15 protein-coding genes are annotated in these 19,330 nt (G+C 40.8%); 10 read left to right on the forward strand and 5 right to left on the reverse strand.

Translation table 11 applies throughout. From position 1 onward, the window contains the following. Positions 1-2 precede the first annotated feature (2 nt). From ABLU95_RS25205 to ABLU95_RS25220, 4 genes are read right to left on the reverse strand one after another with little or no spacing between them, the layout of a single operon-like run. Entirely contained in the window at positions 3-416 is a 414-nt protein-coding gene (locus ABLU95_RS25205; protein WP_348880487.1) for a trhZ, read from the reverse strand. After that, positions 391-891: a hypothetical protein gene (locus ABLU95_RS25210; RefSeq protein ID WP_042927276.1), complete on the reverse strand. Its 501-nt coding sequence runs from the start codon at positions 889-891 to the stop codon at positions 391-393. The genes ABLU95_RS25205 and ABLU95_RS25210 overlap by 26 nt, the downstream gene beginning before the upstream one ends. Further along, positions 878-1,594, reverse strand: coding sequence for a hypothetical protein (locus ABLU95_RS25215; RefSeq protein ID WP_348880488.1), 717 nt, complete (start codon positions 1,592-1,594; stop codon positions 878-880). The genes ABLU95_RS25210 and ABLU95_RS25215 overlap by 14 nt, the downstream gene beginning before the upstream one ends. Further along, positions 1,584-2,387, reverse strand: coding sequence for a metallophosphoesterase (locus tag ABLU95_RS25220; protein WP_154922449.1), 804 nt, complete (start codon positions 2,385-2,387; stop codon positions 1,584-1,586). The genes ABLU95_RS25215 and ABLU95_RS25220 overlap by 11 nt, the downstream gene beginning before the upstream one ends. A gap of 687 nt (positions 2,388-3,074) precedes the next feature. Between ABLU95_RS25220 and ABLU95_RS25225 the strand changes: the two genes are divergently transcribed. The 8 genes from ABLU95_RS25225 to traN all read left to right on the forward strand — a co-directional run bounded on the left by ABLU95_RS25225 (position 3,075) and on the right by traN (position 15,047). After that, positions 3,075-3,527, forward strand: a complete 453-nt coding sequence (locus ABLU95_RS25225; protein WP_009652457.1) for a hypothetical protein — start codon at positions 3,075-3,077, stop codon at positions 3,525-3,527. Further along, the gene (locus ABLU95_RS25230) at positions 3,517-3,912 is read left to right on the forward strand and encodes a hypothetical protein (RefSeq protein ID WP_348880489.1); all 396 of its coding nucleotides are present in this window, start codon (positions 3,517-3,519) and stop codon (positions 3,910-3,912) included. The genes ABLU95_RS25225 and ABLU95_RS25230 overlap by 11 nt, the downstream gene beginning before the upstream one ends. Then, positions 3,897-4,436 (forward strand): hypothetical protein, encoded by a 540-nt coding sequence (locus ABLU95_RS25235; RefSeq protein WP_044351667.1) that lies wholly within the window; start codon positions 3,897-3,899, stop codon positions 4,434-4,436. The genes ABLU95_RS25230 and ABLU95_RS25235 overlap by 16 nt, the downstream gene beginning before the upstream one ends. A gap of 126 nt (positions 4,437-4,562) precedes the next feature. Further along, positions 4,563-8,804: an Ig-like domain-containing protein gene (locus tag ABLU95_RS25240; protein ID WP_348880490.1), complete on the forward strand. Its 4,242-nt coding sequence runs from the start codon at positions 4,563-4,565 to the stop codon at positions 8,802-8,804. Between the two features lie 145 nt (positions 8,805-8,949). Beyond that, positions 8,950-9,474 (forward strand): signal peptidase I, encoded by a 525-nt coding sequence (lepB, locus tag ABLU95_RS25245; RefSeq protein WP_348880491.1) that lies wholly within the window; start codon positions 8,950-8,952, stop codon positions 9,472-9,474. After that, positions 9,461-10,822, forward strand: coding sequence for a TrbC family F-type conjugative pilus assembly protein (locus tag ABLU95_RS25250; protein WP_348880492.1), 1,362 nt, complete (start codon positions 9,461-9,463; stop codon positions 10,820-10,822). The genes lepB and ABLU95_RS25250 overlap by 14 nt, the downstream gene beginning before the upstream one ends. Continuing rightward, positions 10,819-11,856 carry an IncHI-type conjugal transfer protein TrhU gene (gene trhU / locus ABLU95_RS25255; RefSeq protein WP_009652382.1) on the forward strand — a complete coding sequence of 346 codons (1,038 nt, stop codon included), beginning with the start codon at positions 10,819-10,821 and terminating at the stop codon, positions 11,854-11,856. Before ABLU95_RS25250 ends, trhU begins: the two co-directional genes overlap by 4 nt. A gap of 14 nt (positions 11,857-11,870) precedes the next feature. Next, a complete protein-coding gene (traN, locus tag ABLU95_RS25260; protein WP_348880493.1) occupies positions 11,871-15,047 on the forward strand; it encodes a conjugal transfer protein TraN in 3,177 nt (1,058 codons plus the stop codon). A gap of 38 nt (positions 15,048-15,085) precedes the next feature. On the opposite strand, the gene ABLU95_RS25265 is transcribed toward traN, so the two are convergent. Then, on the reverse strand, positions 15,086-15,937 hold the full coding sequence (locus ABLU95_RS25265) for a hypothetical protein (RefSeq protein ID WP_227500428.1): 852 nt from the start codon (positions 15,935-15,937) through the stop codon (positions 15,086-15,088). Positions 15,938-16,203: 266 nt separating this feature from the next. Between ABLU95_RS25265 and ABLU95_RS25270 the strand changes: the two genes are divergently transcribed. Both ABLU95_RS25270 and ABLU95_RS25275 read left to right on the forward strand, forming a co-directional pair. Beyond that, a complete protein-coding gene (locus ABLU95_RS25270; protein WP_237376720.1) occupies positions 16,204-18,003 on the forward strand; it encodes an ATP-dependent helicase in 1,800 nt (599 codons plus the stop codon). A gap of 330 nt (positions 18,004-18,333) precedes the next feature. Beyond that, positions 18,334-19,329 carry a hypothetical protein gene (locus tag ABLU95_RS25275; RefSeq protein WP_348880494.1) on the forward strand — a complete coding sequence of 332 codons (996 nt, stop codon included), beginning with the start codon at positions 18,334-18,336 and terminating at the stop codon, positions 19,327-19,329. The last annotated feature ends 1 nt before the right edge of the window (position 19,330 follow it).

A 19,330-nucleotide genomic window follows, 5' to 3' on the forward strand; every position in this document is an offset into this window, starting at 1 on the left:
ATTCATTGGATATTTACGCGTTCAGACATTACCGGCCTCAATTCTACAATGACTTTATCCTGTAATTCATCAATGTTAACGCCCAACGGATATTCTCCCGGAAGGGCACTTGTGACGACAACGGGGGGGTTATTCGTAAAGGCTCTCTCAGGCGTTGGAGCTGGTTTGTATATCATGAGGGCAACGTTCCGGTAGTCCTTATATGAGATACCAAATGTTCTTCCTTCCTGTGTATCTGGTATTTCTACTTTCACAGGAGTTACCCCTATTTTTTGTTTTGTGACAACGTTAATGATTATTGCCCCAGGAGGATTCGTATCTATAGTGTAGGAAAAGGCCCATGTAATCCCAGTTGTAAAAAATAAAGTGAATAGAGCGAAACAAGAATTTTTAATCCCACTGGCTATAAATAACATTAACATACTCCTCATATTTTTTAGTTGAAGTAAGCTTAAACCGCATCGCCACTTCTACAGGAACGGCCATTTTTTTGTTCTCACTAGATAAACCATTGAACTTTTTGCTTACAAAAACCATTTTAATATCATCTGTATAGCACAATCCTAATAATGCGATATTCGGGACCATAAATGTACTGACCGATGATGGTGGAACTATAATTTCATTCTGAGATTCATATCCACAACGATTCCCATATAAAGCGAGTTTATCAATCATCATAAACTCATTATATCCATTATCTATAATTACATATACTTCTAAACCTGCATTCACTACGTGAACCGTGTATTTAGCTGTAAGTTTACCCGGTACATCGATGGTTTTAACAGGTGTGTAGCTTATCGCAGGTAGATTCCTGTGCCAATCTAAAGGCTGCTGACAAGCAGAAAGTAGCAATGTTACAAATAGAATTAAGCTATTTTTTAACATGAGTCACCCCGGTGGCTTTTATTATAAGATTTTCGTTAGGGTAGGCAATAAGGTTCTTTGTGAAATACTGTGAACCTCCTAACATCCCATTTCTCGAAATTATATACACCTCTTTGTCGAGATTTATTGATGTAAACCTGCTAACTTTTACATTAGAAAATCCACTTTTAATTTTACTGACTTCATCAAAATTAGATACACTGTTTACAACATCATTATTAGTAATTCGAATAAATTCAGGCGAGTCCTTATAGGTGATAATAATGGACTCTTTAGCTGCATTTATTTCTTTACCCGTCACAACTGTTAGAACTTTAGGTTTCTTCTTCCCAACCATATAAACTACAGGAATGAAATCGTAAAATTTCACACCCTCATTAATACGGAGAACTACGTCACTTCCAGGCTCAACCCACACAAAATTTTTACCTATTGATGCAATGGTACCATGTCCATTTTTTGCGGCAATTGAAAAATCAATGTCTGGGAATGTTAACATTAATGGTGTGATGACCGTTTCATTTGTGATTCTTATGAATTTTGTTTTTTCATCTTTACTTTTGAAATACCCTACCTTAGAATTTAACATATTGTTATTTTGCTCTACATGGATATCAGCACTAAGATAAATTTGTGAATCAGCTAGAACATAAGTCGCAGGCATCAGTAAGCATAGCAGGCAGGATACTATTTTAAACTTCATATAAACGCCCCAGTTCTGTATCCGTGATATCAAGAATTCTTATTTTAAAATCCAAAGGAGCAGAGGATAAACCATTCCAGTCATTAGGGAAGAGGCAAGTGATTTGTTTATTAATCACTGCGTTAGACTTTTGTCCATATGCAATTTCTTTAGGCTGGTGCGCACCTAACACTACAAGCGAAACGTTGTCTATTACTTTGCCAGAATCAAGAAAATAGCGACTCCTGGTGATATTACTTGCCATAATGCGCAGTTTTTGACTGTCCATTTTGTTTAGGGTATCTATTATGTCTTTCCATTCCCTTCCATCCTGGGGGATATCAGACGAACCAATTATGTAAATACCGTGCTTTGTTTTTACATTAATAACCAATGGGTAGTCTATTTTGTATATGTCACGTTCAAGTAAGATTTGATCATACTGATCATGCCATTTACCGCCCAAACTTCTCCAGTGTTTACGAGTATGCGTGTCTGGATAATAGCGCAGGCTTTTATTGTTTTTTTGAGTTATAGCATCAGTCATGAGAAGCTCATGAAAGCCCACTACTGAAAAAACATGGACTTTTTGGTCGCCAATTTTTCTTTGTACAATTGACTTCAAAAGACTCTTAGCAGATGGTCCCCAGTCAAAAAGGTTACCGGTAGTTATAATAACGAGTTCGTCGCTAACAGCTGTCAAGCGTGACAACCCTGTGCGAAGTAATTCAAAGTGACCATACAGATCACTTACTATAAGAATACGTCCGTTAAAGGTAGTCAGGTCAATGTTTAAATTTGAAAGAATAGTCATTTTTCACCTCACCTTGATCATACCTTCAAACATACAGATATGAGCTGGCTATGGAGGCAAAATGCTATTTTTGCCGTATTTTTTTTAAGAATCTGTAAGGTTATGGTGAAACAGACTTTTTTGACTGTATAAGATTAACATTTCTTTGTACGATGTTGCGGGGCAGAAATGGCATATGCCTCAAAACTGGTCAGACCTTTGGTTCGATTTTAAACGGAGTATATACTCTAATGATTCATAACAAAAAGTTGGCTAAGCTATAAGGTCTAAGCCTGATGTTCGAGTTTTAAGATATGAAGAAAATGCTTTAACGTATTGTTTTTAATGGATAAATACAAGCAGGGTGAATTTATCACAATCCTTGTCCCTAATGTGACCTAATTCCTATTGCTTCTGATAAAAGTTACTTTTAAACCGTCAGAAAAGTGGCTATTGATTGATGATTTTGCAGAACAAGTGAATAATATAGCCCCTTTTGTTGTCCTTGCTGCGTAACGTGGGATCTCCACGACGGAGCTGGTCGATGAAAGCGAAAATCCGTAGCTTACATGTTAAGCTAAGATTAGATATATCTATGCAGCCACTGCGAATACAAGTTTTTTTATCGTTCTGGCTAAAGTAGGACCGGTTTGTTTTTGGTATGATTTTAGCGACATACTTCCCATCAAAGCACATGAGTAACTACAGATGACAGATGGCATGATTTACCATGGGGTAAGAAAGCATGAACTACTCAGAATTATCGAGCGTTCTGGCTTAACCTTCGAAGAAGCACCAAATACTTTTGGCTTTGCTGAAACCTCCCATAATCCACTTTCTTTGATTCTGGATGGTTACTTTATTCAGATTACTCCTATGGCCCGCGAAGATCACAACTGGGAAATAGCGCCGGTCGACACTGTTATTTTATCTATTATTATTCCACCTTCTCTTGATGAAGACCTGGATGAAAACACCATGACGATTATGTCTGATTGCGGAGTTGCTGAGTTTGAGCTTGAGGATGCCGGGACAAGGATTAACAGGCTGATAACATTTGTCGGTGGAGCTACGGCAGGCAATTTCTTACATCAACTCAGGCTTCTTTACATTACGGCCTGCCAAACTCAAGGGGGGTTTGAAGATAACGATGAAACTTAATTTAAAAAAAGTTAGTTTATTCGTATTACCTATTATTTGCCTGGCTTTATTTTATTCACTACTGATGGGCGAGCAGAGCCTGTTAAGCTTTAAACAAAAATCGGTACGCGCTTTAAGCCTTTCTGGAGATGAAACCAGTTTAAACTTTCAGATAGTTGATAATAAAACAATTCTTATTAACAACATACCAGCAGTTGTAAAAAGCGAGTACACTAAAAAACTAACTACTGAAGAGCTCCCATCCGGAGCACCTTCGGGGAGCTATCTAATACTGGAAACTAATTCATATATTATTGCCATGAAGCGTTCTAGTGAAAGCACATACATTGGGCTTATTAAAAACTTAGTAAACGAAGGTGAAAAAAATATATGGTGGAAGATCTAACAAAAGATTCATCGTCGCAGTTGCAATACAGAAACGAGAAGGTATTTAACTCCGGAAAAGCTGCGCTTGAACTCAATACTTCAGCTTCCAATGGTGACGTTAACCTGATACTTACCGGTCCATCGCCAGAAAAGTCTGGTTCTTTTGACTGGACAGGTAGTAAATGCATTTCAACAAAGCTTAGTGACGATGAAGTCATAACTTTATGCATGGCATTTCTTCACCTTACTCCAGAAGCAGCGCTTAAAGATAAGAAAACCATGCATCATGGGAAGAGAGTCTACAAAAACATAAAAGTAACTTTTGACGGAAAACTAACAGCTATACTGGAAGGTGGGGTTCTTGCCATAAACAAGACTGAAAGTGGAGTCAATTTCGTACATAAAATTAGTATCGAACCTTCAGCTTGCCTTAGGTTAGGACTTTTCCTCCTGTCAGTCATTCAATCAAGAAATCCTGGCCTACCGTCCGATACGATACTGACGTGCATGCGTCTAAATGCAAGCGCTCGATCCCAAAAGTAACTTTTACCTGACGGCAAACGCGTTTTGCGAAATTTTAAAAAAAACACTTCACGTAATTCGGTAAATACACTCTCCTCATAAGATACAGTAGGTGCAACTATGGCATAACTACGTACAGAGCTTCCCATGACTAAAATTAATAAAATCTCATTGCTGATGTTCTGTTCTGTGTTCAGTGCTGTTTCTAACGCAGAATCTATCATGGTTTCCGGGACCTTAGAGACCGCCTTACCTGATGTCAAATTTTCGACATCACCACAAGTAAATACAGCGTTTGTAAAAGAAAATACGGTAACTGCCATACCAGTCTCGGATGGCTGCGATGTATCCTCTGACCCTAATGTCAAAAGCACGGCTGGAAGCCTGAAATGTGTTTTCGAGTGGTTACCCAATAACTCCGGTATGCCGGTTGCCAATGGTTTTTCGCTCAAGGGGTTCCCCGCAATTGCAGGTGACATTAAATTGCCCTGGCAGATCGCCTACTACTCAGGCTCAGAAAGAGAAAAAGTGATTGTTCGTGAAGGGGAGTACATATTTAAGACTGTGGAACCCGTAGCCCCCGTTTTTTCAAGTATTAAAGGGTCAATGAGTAACGGCACCTCGGGCTCAACGCTGATTTCATACATAAAGAATGAAACTCTCTCAAATATTGAGATCTCTGTGGAGCCCCGCGATTACGATATGGTTGCTTCTGTCGGTTCCGGAACTTCATGTGCTATCGCGGCTGGCGCATCCAAATGCTCTATCACGACTGGAAGTGTAGGTATCAGTGACGGCAGTGCCGATTTCGGCAGCCGGGATGTTGCCATAACACTGAACTCGGCTAATAACTTTTTTTCCCCACCTATCGCAGCTAATGTGAGACTAAGCTGGGATTACCGTGCTCCGGCAGTCGATAGCACTTTCTGGAACGTATCTAAAGAAGCTCGGGCTTTTAAAGTAGGTGATAAAGACATTTTTGTCGGTCCGAAAACAATCGCTGTTGCTGTCTCGGTTCCAGCAAAGTCTAGTACCGGTGACTGGTGGAAACCAGCGGCAATGTCGCTGACATTAGCTCCTGATGGTAGTTTTTCGCCAACCACAAAAGTTACTTTGGACGATGGTACTGAACTCAATTTTAACAAAATCTGGTCTACTCCTTCCCGGAGAACTCTGCAGCCAGTTGCTGGGTATCAGGAAGTTGCCGGGAAATATGTCTATTTCTTTGATATAAGCGATCTTGCCAGTGCGTCGTATATTGCGACTTTCTCTGTCGCAAACACAGCCGGAAACGACTCAAGTTATACAGAACCGGATTCGAAATTAGTACTTTCTGATGAGCCAACAGTTACTGTCTACAAGGAAGGTGCGGAGCTCGTTAAGCGGGATCAAGTCTATTTTCTGAATGAAATCGTTATTGCAGCCTTCCAGGGCGAAGAGGGCGTGGCCGATATAAAAAGCGTTGCTATTGATAATGTCATGGCCTCATACAGCCCAACTAATGTGAAAGGCATATATCGTTTAAATCAGATGACGTCACTGGAAACAAACAAAGTACATACTTTGACAATTGTAGCTGAAAACGTTAATGGAATATCTAAAACCTATTCGATTGATTTCACCTACATGCCGATGACCTTCACCCTAAAGTCCATCGACTCAGCATCCACAATTTACAGTTACGTACGTCCCTATACCTCCCTGGTCACTCAACAATCAGGAAATACCTGCAAAATATTCTCTACTGAGGAAGATGCTCAGGCTCTGCTTGGTCAGTTCGGCAATGGGATTTACGCTACTGCCTGTTATGTACAGTGGAACAACGTTCCTGCGGGTATGGAGTTTTACTCTAAATCTAAAGTGCCTGGCCTGACGGGTTACTTCTCTAAAGTTGGGGATAACATCCTTGATTACAACGTTTATGTGATAAACACAAAAGGCTCAAAAGCTCTTGCAGCTCATAACCGTAAAACGATCCCGGCAGTAGAACCTTTCGCGCCCGAGATTTCTTACAAGTTAAGTAAAACGGTTAGTACCTTAGGAAAAAATACCGCTCTGGTCTATATCTCTGGAGGCGATGCGGCAAAAGTTCTGGCGAAGTCGGTACCGGCCAACATTGTCTTGACGTCTAAGGTTGAGGGTCAGGATCCGGAAACGACGACTTATAAGAACAAATCGAGTGGTGACACGCCTGTAACTTATTCCGAGCGAATTAAAGTTCCAGCAGCTCCATTATGGACACAAACCAACGTCAACATTGATGTTGCCTATGAGAACGAACCGAGTATTAAGTCCTCCAGTATTCTCAAAGTGTATACCGTTCCTAACTTCAGCATTCGTGCTTACATGAAGGTAGAAGAGCGTAAGTCGGCAACGAGCCTCAAAGTGCCTGTGTCGGTTAACATTGGTCAATGGAATAACAGCTGTAGTTGTACTCTATACGACGAAAAAACAATGGGTAACTGGGATGTAGTGGTTTACAAAGTTACTTCAAAATGGGTGACAGATGCTGAAACTGGTAAAGATTATTCCGTTTCTGAACGAACTCCATTGACCGGCAAGCTGGCAGTCAATTCAGAGGGGATTGCAGCTGGTGAACTTAACATGGATGATCTGACTCTGGGTAGCCACCGGATTATTGCTGTAGCAACAGTAAGGAGCCCGTTTGATGACTTTGAGCTCCAACGTGAAACGTCCACAACAAGTATCCGGGTCTATAAAGGCGCTGACCTTGAAGGTGGTCTTTCTAAATCGCTTATTGTTGGCCGTGTACCACTTTCGGCAATGGTCTCTTTCAGAACAAAAAGTACTGATGATTATGATTCACTTAGCCCGACTGAATGGCAGATCTCCAGTAACAATGGATCTACATGGAGTACTCTTGAGGATATGACTGGTCTTCGCAGTGTCAGTATCAAACAAAAAGAGGTGGGCAAGTGGCTCTATCGCGCAAAATTAACGAACAAATACACGGGTAAAACGTCATATACCGATAATCTCACTGTGGTCGCATACAGAGAACCTAAGCCAGTTATAACGGTAGGTAAGGTGCTTGAGGGGCACAGTATCCCTGTAACGCTGACCGACAACAATGAAGAAATCAAAGGTAGTGCTGTAGACGTGCAATGGTCTGAGGATGGCGAAGATTGGACTGAAGGGGGTGTAAAATACACGATCACCTCCTCGGAGGTTCCGAAGTATATTTTTGCGAAGGTCCGATATACCGAAACCGATGAAATGGCCGGTACATCCGCGTGGAAAGAAACACGAGCTCGTGTAACCGTCATTAAGCACAAGAAATTGTCAGTAAAGGTTGAGGGTAACGCGCAAGTAGAGGTTGGCAAAAAAGTAACTTTGCAGGGAACTTACACGAACCCAAATACTGAGTACTCATCTGATGCTGAGGTTTTAGAGGAGTGGATACTGCCTGATGGGAGCGTTAAGAAGGGCGGGCTTCTCGATACAGTGCTAACCGAAGATATGCTTGATGCACGTGGTTACGCTGCGTTTACCTATCAGGCATACATGCCAGAGGCTAAGGAAAGGACATTAGCGAAGCGAACGATTAGTGTGAAATCATGGGTATATAAATTCCCTGAGCCTCGCCTTAATACAAAGCTCAAATACACAATGATCCCATCCGAATTGGCAGTATCGGTAACCGGAGTGGATGTTACCTATCCAGGTGTAGTTTTCACTGAGGACTGGCAATACAACAAAGATGTCATGACACTTGATAGTGACACTAATGGGAAAAAAGTGTTCCAGGTGTTCAAGTCAGGGACGCATACACTAACCTATGTTCTGAAAGATAACCGTAATAATGAGGCAAGGGTTGAATATACTTTCGTTGTAAACGAACAGAACCCAATGGAGATTACGGTTAACCCCAAATATTCAAACAAGTTCATGAGGGCACCATTAGATCTATCTATGAGGTCGAGTGTAAAACTAGCTCACTCAGCCGACAGCATTGATAATGTCTCCTTTAAGCTGAATGGCAAAGCTGTAGATGGAGGAAAAAACTACTGGTCCCAGACATTTGAGAACATTATGGAGGGCAGCTACAAGCTTGAAATGGATGTTGTCAGTACGCAGGGCCAGAGAGGGAGTGTAACGGTCGACTTTGACGTGATACCTAACACACCACCGAATTGTAGCCTGACTTATACAGAAACACCGCTGAGCTGGGCTTTTACGGCTAAATGTAATGACCCGGATGGAAAGATATCCAGTTATGTATGGAAGGTTAATGACCAGGTTCGCGGCGTTTTTGGTAGCACAGCTACACTGTCAAAGTCACAAAACAAAGGTAAGCTGGTGGTATCAATCACTGCTTATGATGACAGTGGTGATACGGCAACAAGTTTTATCACACTAAATAACTGACATCATACCAAACCATATACTGCCCATAGCCCCTTAAATCAGGGGCTATTTTTTTATGTAAATCATGAAATTCCTCCTGTTATCTGGAAAAAATTACTCACCATTGGGGCATAATGATCTGAAATAATCACTCAGGACACATTATATGTTGATGTCTCTAAGGTATCTTTCACCGCAACGTAGGGGTTTATTACAAGTCGATAAATCACTAATTTTGCACTTTGCTATAATTTCTGTATTGATACATTTATTTTTTACCAGGTTCACGCTGGGCCACGGACTGCTCTATGGTTGCATTCCTGCTGAATATTACATGGTGGATAACCACGACAAGCAATATGAAATAGGAGATATGATTAACTTTACAATGGACAGGGATGCGAGATTCATTAAGGCTGGCGATAAAGTAATTAAAATTGTCGCGGGGAAGGGAGGGGACAAAATCCAGATTACCGATACATACGTTAAAAACGGAGATCGTCTATTCCCGGTCGATGGAAGCCGTATTGTGAAAAAATATCAAATTGCACCAGAAATCCTGAACCGAGAAGTGACGGTTCCCGCCGGGCATATATTTGTTGTAGGACAAACCGACTACTCATGGGATTCCCGTTTTTGGGGAACAGTACCAGAAACGACAATCACAGGAAAAGCATATGCCATCTTCTGAATGCCTCAAAAAGTTACTTTTTTGCTGTCTGTTAGTAACTCCTCTTACACATGCTAGTGACTCAGCTGAACCAGCTGGAACTCAAAGTATGGAGTCGGTCGTCGGTACGCCTCGTTACAATCCAAGCTCTGTATCTGACAGCGTCCGGGCTGTAATTGAACATACAGGTAAGCTACGAGAAGCGAACACCATGAGTGAAGTAGCTAAGGACATTAAGGAAAACCAACCCACTGAAGTGTTTTCAGAGGATGCTGAAAAGATAAATCAGACAAAAAACGAAACGATGAGAACGCAGTCATCAAGCATAGAAAAAATGTTCGGGAAGTCGGGAATTACAGCACAGGACTTTGAACGGAAACTGGATAACAATAAAAATGAAGAACTATCAACTGATAATGGTTTGACGATATTTGCATCATTCAGCATGCCTGATTATGTTTTGACTGACCTGATTAAAACGGCATCAGAAAATAATGCACGCGTTGTGTTCCGGGGACTTAAGGATGGTGTTGAAAACCTAATTCAGATGCAGGTAGTGTTGCGTAATTATATAGCGAATGCAAAAATAAAAAATGAACCTTTAGTCACTCTCGACCCGGAAAGTTTTACGCAGTATAGCGTTAAAGAAGTACCAACTATGGTTTACAAAAAAGATGATAAGACCTATAAGATCAGCGGGTCGATTAACATCAAGTACTTCATGAAACAGATAGAAGAAAACCCTGAAAAAACATCCTTCCCGGTGACTGCCCAAACATTCCCTGTAAAAGAGAAGAGCATAATACAGGAACTGGAGGAGCGCAGTAATAAATATGACTGGGAAGCAGCCAAGAAGAATGCATTAAAATCGACATGGCAAAATCAATGGATGGCCTCCCTTCCTGTATCAGACGAAAATAAAATCTGGTATATCGACCCAACTATTCAGGTAAATGAAGATATTAAAGATAATCAAGGAAATCTTCTGGCAGCTGCCGGTCAAAGAGGTAACCCTCTAGCACAATTACCTCAGAAACTTACCATGATCATCTTCGACCCAATGAATTCAGAGCAGTTAACCTGGGCGAAGATACAGTTTATGCACCGTTTTGGAGAAGGAAAGGTCATGCCTGTCTTTACGCGAATCAAACGTGAAGATGGCTGGACACATTTGGAAGAGCTCCGTGGACAGTTTTATGGACAAATGTACAAAATCAACCCCGAAATCATTAACCGTTTTCTAATCAAAGCCACTCCATCAATTATTTCCGTTGAAAACACATATTTCAAAGTCCAGCAATTTGCCCAAGCTGATGTGCGCGAGTACACCCGAATTAATCAGCAATCAGAAAAAGAGGTGGCGCAATGATTAAAAAGTTACTTTTACCTGCGTTCACAGCAATTATGCTAAGCCTGGCGCTGCCTGGTATGGCAATAGGTGCTGAAAACGGTAGTGGAATTTGTCAATCAGCTGGCGTATGGAAAGGGTTGATCAAAAATATTTGCTGGAGCTGTATTTTCCCTATGAGAATTATGGGAGTAGGTAAAGCACCAGAAGGAGCCGCCCCTTCAGAACCTGTTTGTTTCTGTACTGACCAGAACGGGGTTCCTGAGGTTGGCTGGCAGCTTTCGTTCTTTCAACCAGTAAAAATGGTTGAAGTAGTTCAGTCCCCGTGGTGTTCACCAGTTCTCGAAGGTGTAAGCCTGCAGGCATCGAGTTTTGACATGGGCAAAGGCGCTACCAATAAACCGAAAGGTGGTAACGAAGCGGGGTTTTATGATGTTCATTTATGGGAATTCCCGATACTGGTCATGCTAAAGCTTCTCATCATGGGGGATTGTACGGCCGAGCCATACATTGATCCGTCTCTGACATATATAAGTGAGGTAGACCCTCTTTGGGAAAATGACCTTCTTACGCTCGTTCTGAATCCAGAGGCTGTAGTGTTTGCAAACCCTATTGCTTCTATGTGGTGTGCAGCAGACTGCGTCAAAGTGACTGCAGGGGCAGATAACTTGAGTGCACACTTTTGCGCCGGATGCGATGGCAATCTATATCCGTTAACGGGCCACGTATTTGCGAACGACGATTCAGTCAGAGTTTCATCTTTGCTGACACAACGAATGATAACAAAGCTTCACAGACAAGGAATGCTGATGCAAACGATGGGTAAGGATGCGATGTGTGAGCGAGGATTTAGTTACTTCATGCCAAGATCGCAATATCGTTTGTCGATGTTATACCCCGTTCCGGAAGCAGAAGGGCCTGAGTGTTGCCATCGATTAGGTGATTCAGTCCATGACTGGTCCACTAGAAAAGGCGGGCGTAAACGAATAGGTGTTAATAACTACGTATATATGCTGTGGAGATATAATGACTGTTGCGTTAGATATATCCCTTGATAACGGTAAAACATATGAAAAAAATTATTTCTTTGATTTTATCCGTATCCATAATAACTAACACACTGAGTTGGGCATATTATGTCACCCTGATAAACATGGTATTGACCCCAAGGGTTTATGCCGCAAACGAAATATATGAGAGTCTTGAAAATACCTTTGACCTAAGTAACCCCGCTGCAAACAGAACCGCAACGGTTACGACAGATGATATTCTGGAAAAATATAAGAGTAGTGAAGGTGGTTCATACACTGAGAAACTAAATTCATACGACAACACTGGCTCTTCAAGTGTTGATATGAGTAAGTACAGTGGTAAGCAGTTTTCTAATGAGGATGTATTAAACTTTGCAAAAACAGACGGAGCTGATATAGCAGGAACAGTTTCACTTCCAAAGATGAGTGGGAATAACATAACAATTAATGGAACTGAAAATGGAGGAAAGTTACTTTCCCGGAATGAAGATGGAAGTATATCAATTAAACCTAACCCTAATGCTGGTGGCAGAATAACGGGCACCAATACGGCTGAAATGTACAGTTCAGAGCAAAATAATGCTGATGTTCAGTTTAATGCAGATGACAGTTATGGGGATGAGAAGGGGTTTGTAGAGGATATTAAAAACAGGAAAAGTCAGCTTTTTACAGCAAACAGCTATGACGGCCAGGCCTACCGGTCGCTGGTGTCTGCTACCAAGTCGAATCCTATACCTAATATTTCACCAAATGACCCTATGTTCACGAGTGGAAGAAGCGAGATTGCCAATGCAGCAGCCGGAACAGGGCAGTGGCTACAGAATTGCTCAACGCAGACAACTACTTCAACAATTGACAAACACACTCCAGATTATAAGGAGTATTACTGTAATGCACCTAAAAAGGATAATTACAGCAGTTGTACGATAACTCGTGAATTTAGTGTTCCTGTATACATTTCAGGAGGAAATGGCGACCTAAGCGTATGTGGTGACAATTGTATAAGAGTCTGGTTCGGACGACATGGTGATGACTATTTTGATGAGGGCGTGCATGAAAATAGTATGTCACTTCATTTTCACCAGGATGCTGTCATTAAATCTGCCAAAATAGTTTCTGCAGAATGGGATGACCACATGCAGGTCAAAATAGATAACACCCAAATTTTCGCACATATAGATGGTGAATATCGTGATCCGGGTTATGGTTCGCCAAGAAATGGTCTTGAGAGAAAAACATCAAATAAACTACAAGAGCCTATTGATGTTACTGAACAAGTCAAAAAATCAGTATACGATGAGTCAGACAATGAAGTTGAAATGTCATCCACTGTATGGGTAGGCGGTAAAGGCGAAGGGTATTTTGAAGTAGAATTGATATTTGAAAATATTAAACTTGAAGACAAACACATACAAGAACCAGCAGGGTGCTATGAAGCTGTAAAAAAAACAGACTCATTTTGTCGCTTTGATAGATTTAACGATTTGGATGTTGGAACAAAACGACTACCACAGTCTATTCTGCAATATGCGTCACCTCTTTATGACGGAGACACAAATAATATAACCTGGAAAACAAACCTAGAAGGTTATTTCTGTGACCCACTAGGAAAAGAAAAATTATGTCAGTATGACGCATCAGGTAATATCTTGAAAGATGCTGATGGGAATGATGCCTGTTACAACTACGATGATATAAAGACCATGCCAGATGCATGCTCCAAATACTCCACAAACTCGTCGTGTTCGATGTCAAAACAATCGTGTGCAGAAGGATGGTTCGATGAAGGCACGAATCAATGCTATATGTATGAACAAAAATGGACTTGCGATGAAGGCACAACAAGAACCGTTACTATTACTAATGAGTCTAATACTTGCATAGGTATGATCCCATGTTCTGGTGGTACGTGTAATACTGGTGCAAATGAGGAAAATAAAGATTTTGGAAAAGTTGTTGCCTACACAAGCATGGTCCAGAATATGCAGGGTGACGCAATGTGCAGCGACCCAAATGATTCAAACTCCTGCGTTGTTTTTTCTGGTGAGAAGCAATGGTGCGGTCGCTCTGTAGGTTTTGTTAATGGACTCGCAAAAACTGACTGCTGCGAAGCTCCTGAAGGAGCAGCTGGTAAGCTTGAAGCCATTATCCTGGCAGGTACCATGTTGAGAAATACAAACTGGAGTAAAATCTCAGCTAAGTTGACGACCTGGACTGGAGGCGAATCCGGTACCTGGGCCTCTATGACTAATTCAGTAGGGCAATGGACGTCCGGAGTATCGTCAAGTGTGGGTCAAATGTGGCAACGAGTGACCGAACCCCTGACGTCAGTGTATGAGTCAGTTACAGGCAACGTTTCTAAACTGATTGGATCTACCACAGTAGAGGGGGGTGGTTCCGCAGCCGCAACTGAGCTTACCAAAGACGGGTTACAGACTGGAGGACTCGCTGCAATTAAACAGCAGTTAATGAATAAAGCTTACGACATGTTACCCGACGCAATTAGGGACTTTGTTTTTGATAAAACAGCAAGTGCAGCCGGGCAGGCTGTTTTTTCCTCAGCTGTTACCAACTTTATGTTGGCCTTGAATGTTATTGGTTGGATTTATACAGCTTATCAAATAACAAAAATGCTTCTCGAAATGCTTCTTGCATGTGACCAAAAGGAAATGGAGGCATCAATACACAAGAATCAAGGAGCATGTTTTGTAATAGATACCGACCGCTGTGTTAAATATCTGAACGTTGGATTCACAAAGAAATGTATTAAAAAAGCAACGGATATGTGTTGTTACAACTCGTTATTATCGAGAGTTATAATGCAGCAGGCTTATCCTCAATTAGGTATTAATCCCATAGAAAGTGGTTGTGTTGGATTAACTATCTCACAGGTTCAGCAACTTGACTGGGATAAAATAGACATGACTGAATATATTGAATCTGCCGTTGTAGCAGGGGAGGTCCCCGATGAATATGCAACATTTACAGAAAGCTCAGTTGCTAATATGGGACCTTATAAGAATGACAATGCACAGTTACCATCTGAACGAGCATTAGAGTCAATGGGTGGTGATGTCAACATGACAAAAGCGAGGGAAGAGAATACGCAGGCTTTGAAAGCAGAAAATGTTGACTGTTCATACTTACCAAGACCAGCAATCTGCGAAGTAGGTTCAGTTTACACGGATCCTATTACCGGAGCTATTATCAAATAACTATCTGACCGGGTATAGCCCGGTCAGATTATAATATTTTAATCAATGCCTTTTTTTAAAGGGAATTTTTTATATCCTAAATCACCCTTGATAAAGTAATATTCTCCGCCATTAAGAGATACACTTGCATAGCCCGGGGCCGTTTTTGGTGTTTGAGGCATTAGTGTAAACCCAGGGAAACCAGTGGTATCAAAAGATAGTCCCTTCACCATAAAGTAGACATATCGAATAACTGTATAATTACCAGCTCGTATATGTAATTCATCTAGTTCTGACCCAGTAGCTGGACGGATTACTTGATACTTAAAGAAGGTTGTTCCATTACTACCAGATTGCGGTACTTCAGTTTTAGTCTCACACGTATCCCAAGGCCCCATAAAGGACTTAGTTATTGTACATTCAGAAAGAGCTTTGCTTTGTTGTGAGTAAGTTGCATTGTTTAGTTTAGGATGATCTTTGATAGCATCGATAATTATTTTCGCCCCATTTTTAACAAGTGCCGAGTCATTGTATGGCAGATTGGTTGGGTTTGGCACGAAAACTACAAATTGTGGGGCCTGGATGTATTCCGCATCTGCTTCACTATAAAGAGATGCTGTAAACATTCCGATTCCTGCGTTAAGGCCACCGGTGATCGCTCCAGTAGCCGTATTCAAAAGCATTTTGGAGGCAAGACCTTCATCGACGCCTCCAGCAGCATTCTCAGCTTCTTCGACATTTGCCTGGACCCCAGCCAATGAGTATGCGTTTACTGCCAAGGATTTCTGACGATCTGAGTGCCAGTAGACGTCATGCATTTTAGTAAACATGCGGTTTTCCGGGCTGGTTGGTTGTGTAGCACAACCGGCAAGGAGTGTGCAAGCCAGTACAGTGGTCAGTGTCTTTTTCATTTATGTGTCCCAGTGGTTTATTTAAAGTGATTATTCCATATAAAATTCCTTGTGCAAGGGGGTATTTTTTAATCTTATCTTTTATAGGTCATAAACAGTGTGAGTTTATGAAACACAACATGAGTAGGATTGCCTTCATAAACTAAAGAAATCTACAAGCACATCACCATAAAAAATGAAAAAAAGAAAAAATTAAAGTTGATACTATTACGAAAAAAAAGCACCTGGATGTGACATTATAAATACCTAGATATAAAGGAGCTAAGATGGCATCTAGTACTGAAGAACAAGACCGTGTTATACGAAACATGGATAAAAACACAATGGTGATTGCATGCCCAGGCAGTGGGAAATCTTTCACAATGAAGGAAGGAACTAAAGCTATTTTTCAGCGACATCCTTTAGCCAGAGTAGCATTGGTTACTTTTACCCGTGCCGCTACTGATTCTTTAAAAGGTAGTCTACAAAAAATGATAGAACCACAACTCATGAGTAGGATTGAGGTAGACACATTTCATGGTTTCATAAAAAAAATGGTTAATCAAACCGGCTGGAAAGGTGGGCTACTTATCGGTCACAAACAGATGGCTATGGTTTCTCGTGTTCAGAAACATTTGGACTACCATGAAGGTGTGTACGACATCATGCCATTTATTGATGGGATCGGACGAGAACTAAATCCTGATATTATTAAGATAAAATATACACGTGACCAAATAGCATTTTACAACGAGTATATGAATTTTTGTAAAAAGGACAATGTTGCAGATTTCAACTCATTGTCAAAATATGTTGTTGGAATGCTCAGCACAGATAAAATGAGGCCATTAGGTATCACGCATCTGATTGTTGATGAAGTACAGGATACCGATGGAATTCAATTCACATGGATTTCAGAACACGCCAAAAGAGGGATCAATACCACGATAGTTGGTGATGATGACCAGACAATATATAGCTTCAGGGATGCCGGAGGCGTAAAGATTTTCAGGCAGTTCAACAAAGCATACAACCCCAATGTTTTTCATCTAACAAAGTGCTTCCGTTGTGCCCCACTCATTTTGAAATTTGCTGATGCGGTGATAAGCAAGAACAAGGCACGTTACGAGAAAAGCCTTGTATCAGGAAGGCAAGGAGATAGAGGGAAAGTTACTTTTGTGAAAACTGATGATGCAGAAAACCAGTTTGAGACTATCAGAGATCTGGTGGAGAAGAACCCAAATGACTGGGCCATTTTGAGCAGAAACAACACCACTTTGGACAAGATGGAAAGTTATCTCGAGATGCCGGTCACCCGGATAGGAGGTAAATCCTTCTGGGAAGGACTGGAGCCTAGTAATATCCTTCACCTGTTCACCTACTTCAGGCAGCCTGGTAACGTTGGTCTGATGAAACGAGTGCTTTCATTTCTAAATGAAGATGAGCAAATCCTTGATGTGTTATGGAAACAGATGAGTGCCAGAAAAGTTACTTTTCAGCAAACGGACTTACCCAATGATTCTTCTGTGCTCACTAAAATGCTGCATAAGCATATGACGCTCATGTTGACTGACACGCAAAGTAAGGAAGAGATAGAAAACCGGTTTAAAAAAATAAAAGAGTGGTTAGAAATGGCCGGATACAAAATGTTCAATACAAAAGGTGATCCATCAGTTACCCGGTTATCATTAATGTCCTGCTATCGATGGGCAATCAAAGATGGATGGCTGAAGATGCTTAATATTGCAGCTGGCATGACGATGGGGAGCAAAAAAGAACCAACTGATACCGAGCAGAGTGGAATATGTCTTTGCACACTGCATGGTTCAAAGGGCCTTGAATGGAAAAAAGTAATAATTATAAATTGCAACAATGACCAAATACCATCACCAAAAGCCATTGGGGATGAAGGTATTGAGGAGGAGCGCCGATTATTTTTTGTAGGAATGACACGCGCCGAGTCAGAGCTTTACATAACGTGGCATGGAAAACCATCTGAATTTATAACCGAATCGTTCCCTAAAGTAGTTGAGTTATCCGGTGAATATGCTGTGGTTGAAGGCAAAGAAGATTTTTGTTTACAATGAAAGAATGTTGTTGTATAAATTTATCAATAGTTTGTTTTAATACCTATACCCCTTCTAAGATATCCATAAATGGATAGCTCATTTTTGAGTTGCGACACCAGAGCCTCTTTTTCATAGAGTGGCGCTGGTGCGATTACTCACGTCTGTATTTCCACAACTCGTAGCTTATTTACTTTTAAAAAGTAACTTTCTACGGACTCCTTAATGCCAGAAGAGTATAAATTCAGGCGGTTTGTTACTTCCGGGTGATAAACGACGGCATATGCCACCTTTAACTGAAACTATGTATGTGGTTTTAGTTACTCAAATCTAAACTAATAGGTACTTAAAATGACTGCTACTACTGCTAATTCAACTGCTAATACATCTACTCGTGCTAAAACATCAAATACTGCTAAAACTTCACAGCCAGCTGCTAAAGCTCCTAAAAAAATTGATAAAGACTCAATTTTAATGGCGCATGCAAAAGTATTCTATGGTGACGAAATTCCACCATCAAATACTGGCAGTGATATTTGCAAAATTGAAAAGGGCACTGATAACGACAAGGCTTACATTTGGTATATGACAGATTCTGTCAGCCGTGTAGTCGAGTTAAAAGCGCTTGAGGAAAGTTCAAAACTGAAGCATCTTGTTGGTTCTGAACGTTCTGTTATCTACAGCATTAATGTTAGCGATACTTTCATTAAGGAGATCACTCTCGATGAGGCTGAGCAACTTCTTGAAGAGTTCCCTGACATTCCACGTGAAAAAACACTCGAAGAATTTTTAGCATCTCTGGATGTTAGGCTTATCGAGTTAAATATTGACTCTATTGTTTCATCAGAAAATCTTAACTTCGGAAAAGAAAAACTGATTAAACTTGGAGCAGTTAAAGTAAGTCAGTGGCTTCAACTTGTCATTGATGAAGTCTTTGTTTTTTATAAACGTGAAAACTTTATTGAGACTGTAGAATCTCCCCATAAGGACCTTAATGACTTTTACAGTAAATTGAAACCTTTGATGAGAGAGTTCGGTCTTAAAGATAAACATTATGGGCTTTCATTTAAAGAGATGATGATCCACAAAGTTGATGGTTTTGATTTTGTTGTTTCTGATTCAATGCCTAAGTTGCTTAAGCTTGAAGCCTCATTGAAAGAAGAGGAATTAAAAGCAAAGGCCTTCACTGAAAAGCCCTTAGTTGATGAAGCAATCACTGAAATTCCAAATAAGGTTATTTCTTTCTATGATTCGGTAACATCAAGAGTTCTGAAAGGAGCTGCTTGTGTAGCCGTTGTCTATTTTGGAGCTTCTGCTTTATATAACTTCGTTAGCTACATTCAATGAA

This window comes from Klebsiella sp. GG_Kp146 (assembly GCF_040061975.1).
Taxonomy (GTDB): domain Bacteria; phylum Pseudomonadota; class Gammaproteobacteria; order Enterobacterales; family Enterobacteriaceae; genus Klebsiella; species Klebsiella quasipneumoniae.

Bases quoted from the DNA above. Each gene is read 5' to 3' on its own strand.
- ABLU95_RS25205 (WP_348880487.1), bottom strand. From the start codon at position 416: ATGTTATTTATAGCCAGTGGGATTAAAAATTCTTGTTTCGCTCTATTC.
- ABLU95_RS25210 (WP_042927276.1), bottom strand. From the start codon at position 891: ATGTTAAAAAATAGCTTAATTCTATTTGTAACATTGCTACTTTCTGCT.
- ABLU95_RS25215 (WP_348880488.1), bottom strand. From the start codon at position 1,594: ATGAAGTTTAAAATAGTATCCTGCCTGCTATGCTTACTGATGCCTGCG.
- ABLU95_RS25220 (WP_154922449.1), bottom strand. From the start codon at position 2,387: ATGACTATTCTTTCAAATTTAAACATTGACCTGACTACCTTTAACGGA.
- ABLU95_RS25225 (WP_009652457.1), top strand. From the start codon at position 3,075: ATGACAGATGGCATGATTTACCATGGGGTAAGAAAGCATGAACTACTC.
- ABLU95_RS25230 (WP_348880489.1), top strand. From the start codon at position 3,517: ATGAAACTTAATTTAAAAAAAGTTAGTTTATTCGTATTACCTATTATT.
- ABLU95_RS25235 (WP_044351667.1), top strand. From the start codon at position 3,897: ATGGTGGAAGATCTAACAAAAGATTCATCGTCGCAGTTGCAATACAGA.
- ABLU95_RS25240 (WP_348880490.1), top strand. From the start codon at position 4,563: ATGACTAAAATTAATAAAATCTCATTGCTGATGTTCTGTTCTGTGTTC.
- lepB (WP_348880491.1), top strand. From the start codon at position 8,950: ATGTTGATGTCTCTAAGGTATCTTTCACCGCAACGTAGGGGTTTATTA.
- ABLU95_RS25250 (WP_348880492.1), top strand. From the start codon at position 9,461: ATGCCATCTTCTGAATGCCTCAAAAAGTTACTTTTTTGCTGTCTGTTA.
- trhU (WP_009652382.1), top strand. From the start codon at position 10,819: ATGATTAAAAAGTTACTTTTACCTGCGTTCACAGCAATTATGCTAAGC.
- traN (WP_348880493.1), top strand. From the start codon at position 11,871: ATGAAAAAAATTATTTCTTTGATTTTATCCGTATCCATAATAACTAAC.
- ABLU95_RS25265 (WP_227500428.1), bottom strand. From the start codon at position 15,937: ATGAAAAAGACACTGACCACTGTACTGGCTTGCACACTCCTTGCCGGT.
- ABLU95_RS25270 (WP_237376720.1), top strand. From the start codon at position 16,204: ATGGCATCTAGTACTGAAGAACAAGACCGTGTTATACGAAACATGGAT.
- ABLU95_RS25275 (WP_348880494.1), top strand. From the start codon at position 18,334: ATGACTGCTACTACTGCTAATTCAACTGCTAATACATCTACTCGTGCT.